This window comes from Nitrospira sp. KM1 (assembly GCF_011405515.1).
Lineage (GTDB): Bacteria > Nitrospirota > Nitrospiria > Nitrospirales > Nitrospiraceae > Nitrospira_C.
This window is the reverse complement of the sequence record NZ_AP022671.1, coordinates 4,393,163-4,405,983: the sequence shown is the minus strand read 5'-3', so window position 1 is coordinate 4,405,983 and position 12,821 is coordinate 4,393,163. Positions and strand designations below refer to the sequence as shown.

Here is a 12,821-nt window from a genome sequence, read left to right as displayed (position 1 = left end):
CCATGTATCAATAGTTTACTGGTTTCACATCGGTCACGCCACTCAAAGGTCGTGGCGCAGTCGCCAGGAATGCGCAGTGCCGCCGACCGTTGCATATCTTGACGAATAATTAACATAGCGAGTATGCTCCCCAAACAAAAGAGAGCTGCCGACGCATATCGACAGCTCTCTCCCCCTTCATGGAGCGACGCGTATCACTCCTGAAGAAAAAGGCTTTGAGACGGTGGGCGTGCCAACCTCAAAGCCTTTTGTTGTACGATCAGCCCCTGATGTCTACCATTAACGTCAGGGGTTGATTGTGACGGACGACATGAAGCCGAACCGTCCGCTCATGCTGCAGCTGCTTGAAAATTTCCCACAACTTCCCCGGATCACGAATTTCGACGTTATTAACGGCAGCCAATACGTCCTGATTCTGCAATCCAGCCTGGTCCAATAGACCGACCTGTCTAATTCCGTCAACCTGAAATCCGTCCAACTTCCCAGACGCAAAATGAGGCTGGAATCTGGCCTCCATCAGGTACGCCTGAGGATCTCCGGTGACTTCGATCAATTGGCTGCGCGAGATAGTCCGGCGAGTTGCATGCTTGTTTTTGGTGCGTGCGGGGGCCCCGTCCACAGATGTCAAAAGCGGTTGCAGAGGCGAACCGACAAGTCCCCGTTGCTGAATGATGGCGAGGTCCAACCATTCCTGCTGCTCTCCCGCTCGAAACAAGACACGGTCCTTTTCGATGGCAGCGAGCTGACCAATATCCGGGACATGATCGGTGAGACGATATAACCCCTGCTGTTTGTTGCCGATCTGTTCGAGAACGGCGCGGGCGTCTTCTCCGGTGCCTCCGACGATCCCAAGCAGGCTGATCTTCGTCGCAACATTCATCGGCGTCACCGGCGCCGTGGCAGGAATTCCTCCTCGGGCGGCGGCAATCTGCTCAGGCGTCGGCAGCGGAAACAATCCGCTCGATAAGATGACCTGCACGCGTTCTTGCGCCACAGCCTGCTGGGTCCGACGGTCGAGCTGGATGCCCGCCACATAGGGGTCCGCGGTCATATTATTGACCGACGCCATGAGTGTGTCGCCCACGACTCCGTTGATGACGTGTGCGATGAGAAATGTGCCGCAGACGACAAATACTGCCAGCAGCGCGCGCCGTCTGTTCTGACCCGATATCACCGATCGCCGCCACATGTTCGGACTCACACCCAGCATCGTGACCGCCTCGCCTTCGCGTTGTTCAAGGAGGGAAAAATTTGACCACGATCGTGCGGGACATTCCCGGAGGTGGTGGACGCACTTGCCGGAGTTTCGAGAGCGCCAACTGCGCTGATCGGTCGAATACCGGATGCCCGGACGAGTTCAGCAGTTGATAACTCAGGACGTAGCCGTCTTCGTCCAACACCAATTGGCACATCACCGCATAATCGACATTGTCCGGCAGATCGGGTGGTTGTTGATACGCGGCCTGGATGGCCGCGGTGAGGATTCCCTCGTAACCGGAAAACACGCTCCCGCCTTTGCCGATCGCAAACGGAGCATGGTCCGTTGCCGGAGCTTCCCGGCCCTCTCCTTCCGAGTCCGGCGCCTGGGATGGTTCCTCGGCAGGCGCAGATTCGACCGGCTCCGGCGGCAGTTCCTTCACTGTGGGTGGCAGGGGCTCCGGAGGGGTCGGCTCGGGCAATGCCTCCGGCTCCGGCGCCGGCTCGGACGGCGGAGGCTCCGGCGGCTTTGGCGGTTCCGGCATCGTGGTGAGTTTCGTCACCTTGATGAGATCCTGCAGGAAGTTGGTCCGGCTGAGTTGGTACAGACCGTACAACGCAAGAAGGTGTACCGCCACGACCACGATGGTTGTGGATCGATTCCACCCTTTCTTCTTGGCGTGATATCCCCGATAACCTGGCATCGTTGACGCAAACTATACCAAACTGCTTCGCCGTAATACTGTCAACCGGGCGGCTACGCATCAGTGCCCCTCATCCATCGGCTTGGTGGCGATCGCCAGATCTTCGATGGGAATGCGCTGCAACACGTCCAGGACCGCGACCACATATCGGTACTCGACCCCCGCATCTCCTCGCAGGACAACCGGGAGTTTCCCTCCCGAGGCTTGCTTGAGTCCTTTGAGAATCCCTTCGAGTTCCGACACCTGGACCGGCTCTTCGTCCATGAACACGTCCCCGCTCTTTTTTACGGAGATCGTCTTGGTCGTCGTCTCCATCTCCGTTTCGTGCGGTGTCGATTCGGGCAAGTTCAATTCGATCCCTTGTACCATGGCGGTCGTCGTGATGATAAAAATGATGAGCAGCACCCAGGCAAGGTCGAGCAGCGGCGTAATGTTGATGTCCGCCACTGCACCGTGCCCGCCTCGCATCATTCGTCGCATCGCTGATCGTCACTATTCTCAATGGGTTGAAGCCGTGTCCATCGTGAGATCTTCTCCGTCTCGTCCGGGCCCTCCGAAACCTTCGATGTCATCGTCGGGTTCGTCTTTTCCGTTTCGTTCAATCTGGAATTCCGCCGTGAAGACACTCTCCAGATGCGCCCCGAAATTTTCCAATTCCATGACCAGTGTTTTGATCTTGGTCACGAGATAGTTGTAGAAAAACAGCGACGGGATGGCGACCATCAGACCGGCCACCGTGGCAATCAATGCCGACGCGACGCCGGGCGCCATCGTCGTCAAGCTCGCCTGATGTGCGCGCCCGATGCCCGAAAACGTATCCATGACGCCCCATACCGTGCCCAGGAGACCGACAAACGGCCCGCCGCTGATCGCCGTCGCGAGAACGATCATGCCCGATTCCAGACTGACCACACATTCGCCCAGCACCCGTTCCAGAGCAATCCGCACGGCATTGATCCCGTGACGCGGTATGCGTTTGTCCTTGTATTTCTCCTGCTGGACAGTCAGTTCCTCGCAACCTCCGTAATAAAGTTCGTACATGGGCGAGCCCTGCAGCTTGGTAATCGGTCCCTTGCTGAACACGACCAACGGACCTCTGGTTTTCGAATAGGCGTCGAGAAACGTTCGATTTCGGCGCCTCGCTTTGGCCAACTGCAGCAATTTGCTGACGATCACCGACCAACTGGCCAGTGAAAACACCAGCAGCACCGCGATCGTAATTTTGCCTTCGAGGGTCGCGTGCGAAAGCGCAAAGGCGACTCCTCCTGCCATCGATCCATCCATGAAACATCAATCCTTTCGGATGATTCACCTGATCAGGCTGATGAAGAAGGGTTCCGCACCACGTTACGCAAGGCGTATTCCATTGCGCGTTGCATACCCGATCACACCGACGAGGCCGCTTCCAAACAGCCAGAGGACTGCCGGAACAGGAACCGGCGCCAATTCATAGGTCACGAGCAGTTGCGGGCGCATGGCGGGGTCTGTCCATTCTTTCGAGTAAAATGCCCGGTGCGTCTGTCGGGCTTTTTCATCATGGTTGATGAGAATCCAGCCGAAGTTGCTTGACGGGTCATTGAGCCAGTTCTGCACGTCGGTTACCATCCCGGGCGTCGACTGCCATGTCTGAGGAGAAAAGAACACGCTTCCGACAGCCAACGACCCGCTCACGGTGCTGTCAAAATCGCCCCCGGGAGTATTCCACAAAGTGCTTCCAAAGTGGCTCGCATTCCAGGTGGCATCTCCGGGATTCGCGGGGAATCCCTGCCCGGTTCCTCCAACCGTGGTACTCGTTGCTCCCGTAATACCTTCTCCCCAATCGGCGGTAAGCCGGTGCAGGTCCATAATCCGTGACGTTTGGTCCCCAAGACCGGGGGCGCCGCCCGAACCGGCCACGATACCGATATGCATCGTCAAGGCCACACCGGTGATGAGGGCCCCCTGCGGGATCTGACCGGCCACATCAAATTCAATCAGCGCCCGATGGGCGGCCAATGCGCCATTGCCCCCAGAAAAAATTCCGGGTCCGGCGCCATTGCTCCGGTTGAACAGATCCTGACCATCCGTATTGGGGACACCCTGATTGATACTCTCACCGAAAATCGTGGCATCTTTGAATGGCGTCAGCGTAATGGACTCCGCCCGCGCCACTGTCGGCACCGTCACCATGACAAGAACACATGCCACGCAAGAAATTGTCGTTGATCGTGTCATCGGTCGACCTCCCGTGCGGACAATGTCGAACTCGCGTCATGCCGCGAAGACGAGCGGCGGAAGATCCCAGCAACGGCGAGAAGGCCGCTGCCGAACAACCACACGGCAGCCGGCACGGGAACAGGCGCCAGTTCGTACGTGAGGAGCAATTGAGGCCTCATGAGCGGATCGGTCCAATCCTTGGTGTAAAACGCACGGTACGATCCTGAGACCCGTTCATCCGGATTCACAATCATCCAACCAAAACCCAACGACGGTTGATCAAGCATGAATTGCACATCCGCCACCAAATCCGGTGTCGATAACCAGGTGTATGCGGTGTTGAGTTGCTGCCCCACGAGCGTCGTCGCACTCGCCGCCGGCTTGAAGTCTCCTCCTGGTGTCGACCAGGGCTGATTCTGCTGATACCGCCGTTCATTCCAGGTAGGGCTGGGAGGGACGGCAGGATATCCCTGATCGGTTCCATCAATGGAGACCACTCCCAATCCTGTCGGTCCGTGAGCCCAGTCACCGACGAGCCGGTGCAGTTCCACCATTCTCGAGACGGAATCGGGAGTTCCGGTGTCCGACACACCCACGGCCCCCAAATATAAACTGAGTTGAGCGCTCGTAATTATCGCCCCCACGGGAATATTGGCGGCGACATTGAAATCAATGAGTCCGCGCCGGGGCGAGCCGTTGCTGTCGCCTCCGGCAAAAACGCCCGGCCCTCGTCCGATGCTGTTGTCAGGCTGATTTTCAAAAATCGTTGATGCTTTCCCTGCCCCGAGCGTCACCGTAACAGCTGACGCGGTTGTTGGGCTGAGCCCGGCAGCAACCATCACCGAGAGCAGAAGCACAGGCAACCCGCCGATCTTCGTATGAATCGATGATTGCATCGCACCTCCTCCTAATTACTTGCCCCCTCTACACGACCGCGCAAGTCACACCAAGAGAACGCCGCCGGCAACCCCTGTGTCGCCCCCACACGGTCAACCATCGGATGAATCAATCATGATCCTTCAAGAGCGATGGCCTGACCCTATGGGAATGTCCGTTGGCTGGTCAAGCAGGACATCTCACGTTTGACAAAGAATTAACGGAAGAGCCGTCTGCAGTCGTCGTCCACTGCACGTGTCATGTATTTATGACAAACGGAATATACCCTGGGGGAGCCCACGCTCGGAAAACATCGGTCAGATCCGAGAAGAGTCCCCCGATAGCGTGGAGAGGGTGCCGCACTGAGCCATTCACACCATTTCGCAAACGGCACAGAGCTCCAGGTAAGAGAACGAAAGCCGGCCGAACGATTCTACAACCCGCGGAGGAAGTTCAAGACATGCTGCTTGTCGATTTCCGTTAACCGGTCGAATCGTACAATGACATCATTGGCTTCAGAGGGGGGATAGCGCCAATCTCCACGACTCGCATGGGCCTTGATCGCTTCGAGCAAATCCTTCGTTCGTCCGTCGTGCAGGAGGAAAAACCGATCGCTCAGTCCCCACAGCGGTGCGGTGCGGAATTCATCGCCCTGCGCCCTCCCCTGGTTGATGTCGTCGGCCAAGCCGGGGCCCATATTGTGGAGCACCAGATCGGAGTAGAGTTTGACCTCCTGGTCGCGCAAAAAAGCATGCGTTGCGTTGCCGGTCCGCAGCATCGGCGTGTGGCAGAGCGCACAACCGACCTCTCCGAACAGCGTCCTTCCCCTGATGATCGATTCGTTGTCCGGTAATGGCTCTGGCGGCGCGAGGAACTGGACGAACCGTGTCGCCTTCACCACATCGCTGAGCACATCGAAAGGAACCACCGCATCGAGGTGCATTGTGCTTTCCGGCGTCATGTTGAAACGGCAGGATGCCGATTCTTCGATCTCTTGAGGATACAGGTCGTTGGTAATTCCCTGTTCGACGTTAAAGGCCTGTGCGACGAAGAGCTCCAAGGATTTGATTTGCGCCTTCCACCCGAACCGCGAGATCGTACGATCGTTCTCGTCGATGTTCGGACGGCCGGCCCCGTTGGCACGACCGCGAATGCCCGACGAGAACTTCTTTGCGCCGTCGGCATGAATGTTGGCGAGAATCGTGTCGTCATCGATTGCTTCGATCAGTCCCGCGCCGAACATGGGAGTCGGAATGCGGAAGCTCAGATTATTCAATGCCGCCGCTCGCTTGAAATTCGGCTGCTGCAGGAAACAGCCCGGCGCGTCGGAGCGGCCGCTGATTGTAAAGAGCGCTTGAACCCCGTCATCCCGCGAGCCGTCTTGTTTGAATTTAAAGCGTACCTCGCGGACCGGTCCGTCCGCCGTGATGAATGACGGGATCTCATTGGCGGCACCTTCTCTCGTGGCCAGCTCCACTTGGGGATTGAGCTTTGGACTGGTGCCACCCAGATGCGGATGGGTATGGCATCCGCCACAGCTGTCAAGGTTGAACCGCGGCCCCAGTCCTGGACGCGTAGCGGGCAGAGTCCCCCGGACAGAAGCCGCCTCGTTGAACACGTGATGGCCGTCGATAAACAGCTGATGTTGAGTAGGCGTCAGATCTTTGAAAGAGGTTCCACTCTTGCTTGGAGTCTGCCGCGGACCAGGGTCCTGAGCTTTAAAGGGCGGTGCTATCTGAGAGCTAGCCTCCAACAATGGGAGACCGACGGCCATCGTGAGGCCAACTACGAGTACGAGTTTGGAAGGTCGCCCGAGTGACATCATGATCGATGACCCACTTGATTTCGTTGATGTGAGATGCTCGTGCTAGGGAACCTATTCATGCGGCCATTGGTACGGATGGGGACGGCCGCCTGCCGGCGACCGCCCCCGCTCTCCTACGCGGCCATGCGATTCACATTTCTCCTTGCAAACCCCACCATCGCCGCAAGTCCGCTCCCGAACAGCCATACAGCTGCAGGAACCGGAACCGGCGTCACATCGGCCGTGATGATGAACTGCGGACTATTGCCCGCAAATGTCTTTGAATTGAAGAGATAGCCGACCTGATCATCCGCTGCAGTGAAGAACAGCGAAGCCAGGTTGCCACCGGTAATGTCGCTCAACAAGTTGGGATCAAGCGACAAACTATAGGAGCGATACACACCGTCTCCAGGCGGTGCGTACGCGAAGGTGCCGAGATTCGCGGACGTGCCGGTCAACAACGTGGTGGCCTTGTTCCCGAAGGTAACACTCGGCGGACTTCCAGGATTGGTCCCCATGCCGCTCCCAGTACCTTCTATCCAGGTGTCGTTCGAGATCCACTGGACGTTGAATTGGCCGTTGTTGATGGTATTGAAGATGCCGTTATTCGGCTGCTCCCCCTGATCACCAAAGTTGCTCGCCAGGTTCAGCGACACATTGGTGATCTGCCAATTGCCGGCACCGAATGCGGTATTGAATTGCGTCACGGCGCCGGCAGTATCCCATTGCACGACACTGTCGAACTGTCCTTTGTCAGAAGACGCCGGCGCAATCGCCAGCGTGCCTGCTCCGCCGAAGTTCAGATTTGCGCAATTCGTACTGCAGACGGGATTACCAGTCGGCGGAGGTCCCGCATTGAACAATGAACCGTTGGCTAGGAATGCATCCTTCGTCGCCGTGCTGACGGTGAATACCGACTCCGCCAGGCTCACTCCGGGTTGGATGATCACACCGCACATCACAGCGGATAATATAAGCACGCCCTTTCGCATTGGCACTCCTTTCTTGGAACGACAAGTCCCAAGTCACAGGTTGTAAAAAAGACCTGACTACATACCACCTGCGCTAAGATGCCCTTCCGCCGCGCCAAGCCGACGATGGCGGCCAATCCGCTGCCGAAGAGCCATACCGCGGCCGGCACAGGAACGGCCGCGACAAATTCAATGCCACCTAAATTGGGATCCGTAGCCGATGCCGCCAAGGAGCTGAATGGTTAAATCCATAGAGCCGGTAGAGGTCTCCGCTCCTGTGGTGGTATTGTCGAAATGAATTTTCCTGAAAAATTCACTCCAATCCCCCTAAGTACTTGTAAATGAACGATTGCCTCAGTATTTTTGTTGCCGATTGTCGATCCGATTGAAAGTGCCCTATATAATGGATGCGTCATCGGCCATCTTACGACGGGCACAGCCCACTACTGCCGCCAGACCGCTTCCAAACAACCACACAGCAGGGGGAATCGGAACAGGCGCGAGAAATTCGATGCCGCGGAAATCGTTGCTCAGCCCCAAACCGAACTTAAGTGTTGCAATGCCTGTTATCGGATCGATCGTGTAGATTCGACCAGACCCACTGATGTCGCCCATGGAATCGCCGATCCCCCACAGCGTCCCGTCGGGGCTAAAGGCGATGCTTTGAATATTTGGGAAAGCGGATGATGCGGGGCTAACGCGTGTGGCTTGCCAGGTGGTGGGGTCGATCGTGACCAACCCTCGACTGACGAGTGTCGTTCCATACAAGACTCCGGTCGGCGAAAAATCGAGTCCCACGATGTTGGTTGAGACGCCATTAGAGGCAGTCAGTTGAGTTGCCTGGAGGGTGGTGGGGTTGATGCTATAGAGAGATTGTGAGCTGAAGATGGTGGCAATCAAGTTCCCGGATGCATCAGCGGCCAATCCCGTTACCCCGACTGACACACCACCGACTGTCGGCGGAGCAATGTCATAGGTGATCGCGCCCAGGTCCGTTCCCGCTCCGGTCAGCGGATCAATCCTGACCAGATGGCTTTGATCGGATATGTTTGGGCCTCCAACGGAATACAGTTCTCCGGATGGCGTCGCGGCGAGTGAATTCAACCTGTCAATCCCCGTACTGCCGATCGCCGTCTGGGCTCCGGTCGTCGTGTTGATCGAGTTGATCTGGAAATTGTCCTTGAAGAATTGGAGGCCGATCATGTCGGCCGCTGCCGGAGTTACGGCGACCAACGAACCAACCAACGATACACTCATCAGAACAGCTGCAAACCCTGCTCTCCTCATGTACAGTCTCCTTCGTAAAATTGGCGTCTCAAAGGCTGATTCCCTCTGGACCTATGCGGCTCTCCCGCGCGCAAACCCGACCATCGCCGCCAGACCGCTCCCGAAGAGGCAACGCTCCGCAGACCATGTCTCATTGGAGTCTCCTACATGTGAGAAAGAAGGGAAGACGCACAGACAGTCGGTCGTATGTCACCGGGTAAGCCCGTTCGTGTGGCATGCCGGAAGGAAACGGTCTTAACGCACAATTATTCTGGAGAGAATTTGGTTCTGAAGGCGGAGCGGCGGTCCGAGGATTGGGCGGCATGTCCGAGTCCTTGATAAAATCATCCGGTGCCTGCGCACCAGACCAACACCAGCGGCACCGCACGCGTGATTCGCATACGGAACACCGACGGTTTTCCTTCAACGTCGGACTCGCCCTGCAGTGTCGATCGCCCCATCGACACCACACGCCCTACGTGCGGAGAACAATGTTTGCAGTTTTACGACCCTTGTAAAGAATAGCGGCTATTTCGTCAAGCGATCTGCGGCGCCTTGACGAATAATTTACATTGAGTGGTGACGAACAGTTCTGATCGATTCTCTCTTTAAGGATTCACTCTACTGCAAGGACTTGAGCAAGAAACTAACAGCTGTATCTATCATGGTTCCACCGGCTCGAATCCGGTTCCATTTCGCAAGAAAGACTTGAAGAGCCGAGATGGTGAGGGCGAGAGACCGTAGCTCAGATTCACGTACGGCGCCTTGTCCTAAATACGCTTCCAAGGTCGAATGGGCTTCAACAAAAACAGCTATCAATTTAGCGGTGCTCTGGGTGGCCGCTTGTGCCATGACTACTCTCCAAGTTGACGCGGGTCATTTGCAAAATTGCCGACTCCTTACCACGGCACACAGTCATGGCCGGTCATTCACTGTCAGGAATCTTCGTCGCGCTTGTCCCGCGATCACGGCCAAACCGCCGGCGAAGAGCCTGATAGCGGCCGGGACCGGCACGGGCGCGGGATATGCTATGCCACGCACACCGAAAGCAAGCGGAGCGGGCGAGATAGATGTGAAAACTCCGGTGGTCAAGTTCGCCTCGCGAAACCAGCTATCGCTGCGAGGCCGCTCCCGAATAACCAGACCGCCGCGGGAATGGGAACGGGCGCAAGGAATTCGATGCCGGTGATGGTGGGGTTCAACCCGCTATCGAACATCAACGTCTGTGCGCTCGTGGACGCATTCAGCGTAAATAACCGGCCGCTAGCGGGATACGGCGGCGCGACGTCTGTGACACGGCCATCGTTTTCCCAGGAGGCCCAGAGGGTTCCGGTCGAATCAAATGCAATGCTGCTATAGGGCCCGCAGCAATCGGGAAACGGGCCGATGGGCGCACTGGCTGCTCCGGTTGCCGTATTGACGGTCACCAGTCGATTGCCGCTCGCCACATACAACGTGCCGTCAGGTGAAAAATCCATAGCCGCGCCGCCCCTACCGGCTCCCAAATCGCCGATTAAGGTCGCCCCGGTGGCGGGATTGATCTTGTAGAGCTGAGGCGTCCCCGCCAGTCCATCTCCGGCCAATCCATACAACTCCCCATTGGCATTCGCGGCCAGGGCATAGAGGGGCGCCGGCGTGATAAGGCGGGTCCCCGTATTCGTGGCGGTGCCGGTGAATGGATCGATCGCAATCAGCAGGCCCGTGAGCGAGACGGAATACATGAGCCCGGACGGCATGGCAGCCAAAGATTGCAAGGGGCCGGTCCCAAGGTCGTTACTGATGACCGTTTGGACTCCTGTGACCGTGTCGATGGCCAAGAGCCGGCCGACACCGTTGGCTGCAGGGACGCATGCGTTCCGTCCACAGCCGTCGGTGACGGCGTACATGGTTGCTGCCAGGACGGACTTCACATCGGTAACTGGAATGGTGGCCAACACACCCACGAGAACAAGCCAGACATGTTTGAGCGACATACCAAACCTCTTTCTGTCGAACACAGATTGCCTATACTTCGTATACTCTGATCAATGAAATGCTACCTATCCTCGTCATGCCTTTGCGAACGACATTCTCCGTCGAGCCAATCCGATGACAGTCACCATGCCGCTGCCGAACAGCCACATGGCTGCCGGCACGGGCACCGGGGCAAGACCGCTGATCGCGTACCCGCTAAAGCCGGTCGCGACGAAGCTCGCGAAGGTGTTGTCATAAGCCAGATCGGTGTTGAGATATTTCGCCCAACTCGTCCCATCGTAGTGCCACACATCGAGGTCATAGAACTTCTGGTCCGCACCGATCTGGAGCGAGAGATAGACCGGATCTCCTGCCGTGTAGCCGGTCGCTGAAAAATCCCATCCGCTTAAGATGGCTTTACCAGGATCGAGTAATCCCTGCAGCAGACTCAACTGCCCATTGTTCATCAGCGAGGCCGTCAAGCTGAGATTCGCCGGGGCAATCGCCGCTTGAAAGCTCGCGCCGACTTGCTTGCCGGTGGCGCCATCGGTGATGAGAATGCGCTGTGTCACCGAGCGGTCAATCGTCGTGGCGATGCCGGCTTGTCCGGTCGCGGCAGTGGAAACGGTCATGGTATGGGTTGCATTGTTCCACACGCCACCGACTGCCTGCACTTTTCCAGTGCCGTCCCAGGCACCGGAGGTGACAATCGGCGTGTAGGTCCCGTTAGCTGCCGTCGCCTTCGCGACCGTGCGGATCGTCCCGTTATTATTGAGCTGTGGCAGCACGAAGGGAGCGGTGCTGACGACGGAACTGCCCGTCCCGACATCCACCGTCAGAAGAGATTGGCTATTGATGTTGACCGGCCCGCCCTGGAACTTCGCACCATCAGTGATGCTGACGCGACCGGCCCCATCCCGACCAATGTAGAGGTCGAACGCACTGGTAAATGTCGAGCCGGTGCCGTTGACCATCACCGTGCCGGTCGCGGGGAGGGTGTACCCCAAAATCGCCTCGCCCTGATTCGTCATGGTTGCGCCATTTGTGACCGTCACCAGCCCCACCCCTCCGGGGCCTGGACCGCCGGCCATTCCGGTGCCCACCTGCAAGCCGCCGATGCCCATGGTCCACGACGAGCCCGGCCCATCCAGAATGACGCGGCCTGTGCCAGTCGTGTACCGGCCGACGCCCGCGCCCGAACTAGAGACCGTCGCGCCATTAAGGATTTTCAAGAGGCCGTTTCCTCTTTGGGCAACAGTGATACTGCCACTTGTGGACGCCCACTGCGAGCCCACTCCATCGACGGTCACGATGCCGTTGGAATTCAACAGATCACCCAGACTCCCGCCACGCGTTAGGCGTCCCCCGGTGGTGATGTTGAGATATCCCGTGGTATTGAAGGCTTGTCCGATAAAGACCGTCCCATTGATGGTGCCACCATTGGAGATATTGACGATGCCCGTCCCGCCGGCAAAGTTCGCGGGAAGACTGCTGGTACCGACGCTGATGCTGCTGCCGGTGTTCCAGGTCGAGCCGAGCCCGTCCACGGTGAGCGCACCGGTCACCCCAAATGTCTTCGCCACCTCGACAGTCCCGGTCGAGATGGAACTGCCGCCATTGACCGTGACGGAGCCGTTAGCGGTATTGGCGATTGTGACGGTGGTTCCACCAGCCCATGCGGAGGGATCTGCTGGATTGACCTCACCCGTGGTCACGATGGCCGCGTCCACCGAACGTTCCGTCATGGTGATCAACACCATGAGGAACATAGCGAGCAGGAACGGGGTCAGCCTGCGCGAGTTACCATGTGACGCATTTCTCAAGTTATCCTCCTCATGACTCGCCTAATCGAAC

General features: G+C 57.6%; 13 protein-coding genes. All 13 read right to left on the bottom strand.

Features of this window, described 5'->3' with window-relative positions; translation table 11 throughout:
- Nucleotides 1–259 precede the first annotated feature (259 nt).
- Entirely contained in the window at nt 260–1,210 is a 951-nt protein-coding gene (locus W02_RS20820; RefSeq protein WP_173051222.1) for a type II secretion system protein N, read from the bottom strand.
- 25 nt (nt 1,211–1,235) lie between these two features.
- The gene (locus W02_RS20815) at nt 1,236–1,901 is read right to left on the bottom strand and encodes a TonB family protein (protein ID WP_173051221.1); all 666 of its coding nucleotides are present in this window, start codon (nt 1,899–1,901) and stop codon (nt 1,236–1,238) included.
- A gap of 60 nt (nt 1,902–1,961) precedes the next feature.
- Complete coding sequence (locus tag W02_RS20810) at nt 1,962–2,381, bottom strand: biopolymer transporter ExbD (protein WP_197742088.1); 420 nt, start codon at nt 2,379–2,381, stop codon at nt 1,962–1,964.
- 18 nt (nt 2,382–2,399) lie between these two features.
- Nucleotides 2,400–3,185 carry a MotA/TolQ/ExbB proton channel family protein gene (locus tag W02_RS20805; RefSeq protein WP_173051220.1) on the bottom strand — a complete coding sequence of 262 codons (786 nt, stop codon included), beginning with the start codon at nt 3,183–3,185 and terminating at the stop codon, nt 2,400–2,402.
- Nucleotides 3,186–3,248: 63 nt separating this feature from the next.
- Nucleotides 3,249–4,115, bottom strand: coding sequence for a DNRLRE domain-containing protein (locus tag W02_RS20800; protein ID WP_173051219.1), 867 nt, complete (start codon nt 4,113–4,115; stop codon nt 3,249–3,251).
- Nucleotides 4,112–4,993: a hypothetical protein gene (locus tag W02_RS20795; protein ID WP_173051218.1), complete on the bottom strand. Its 882-nt coding sequence runs from the start codon at nt 4,991–4,993 to the stop codon at nt 4,112–4,114. The genes W02_RS20800 and W02_RS20795 overlap by 4 nt, the downstream gene beginning before the upstream one ends.
- Before the next feature lie 413 nt (nt 4,994–5,406).
- Nucleotides 5,407–6,747 carry a di-heme oxidoredictase family protein gene (locus tag W02_RS20790; RefSeq protein ID WP_370467993.1) on the bottom strand — a complete coding sequence of 447 codons (1,341 nt, stop codon included), beginning with the start codon at nt 6,745–6,747 and terminating at the stop codon, nt 5,407–5,409.
- A gap of 164 nt (nt 6,748–6,911) precedes the next feature.
- A complete protein-coding gene (locus tag W02_RS20785) occupies nt 6,912–7,769 on the bottom strand; it encodes a VPLPA-CTERM sorting domain-containing protein (RefSeq protein ID WP_173051216.1) in 858 nt (285 codons plus the stop codon).
- Nucleotides 7,736–7,918, bottom strand: coding sequence for a hypothetical protein (locus W02_RS22335; protein ID WP_370467992.1), 183 nt, complete (start codon nt 7,916–7,918; stop codon nt 7,736–7,738). Before W02_RS22335 ends, W02_RS20785 begins: the two co-directional genes overlap by 34 nt.
- Before the next feature lie 226 nt (nt 7,919–8,144).
- Entirely contained in the window at nt 8,145–9,035 is an 891-nt protein-coding gene (locus tag W02_RS20775; RefSeq protein ID WP_173051215.1) for a hypothetical protein, read from the bottom strand.
- Between the two features lie 600 nt (nt 9,036–9,635).
- Nucleotides 9,636–9,866: a hypothetical protein gene (locus W02_RS20770; protein WP_173051214.1), complete on the bottom strand. Its 231-nt coding sequence runs from the start codon at nt 9,864–9,866 to the stop codon at nt 9,636–9,638.
- Nucleotides 9,867–10,102: 236 nt separating this feature from the next.
- A complete protein-coding gene (locus W02_RS20765; RefSeq protein ID WP_173051213.1) occupies nt 10,103–10,987 on the bottom strand; it encodes a hypothetical protein in 885 nt (294 codons plus the stop codon).
- Nucleotides 10,988–11,062: 75 nt separating this feature from the next.
- Nucleotides 11,063–12,790, bottom strand: a complete 1,728-nt coding sequence (locus W02_RS20760) for a hypothetical protein (RefSeq protein WP_173051212.1) — start codon at nt 12,788–12,790, stop codon at nt 11,063–11,065.
- Between the last annotated feature and the right edge of the window lie 31 nt (nt 12,791–12,821).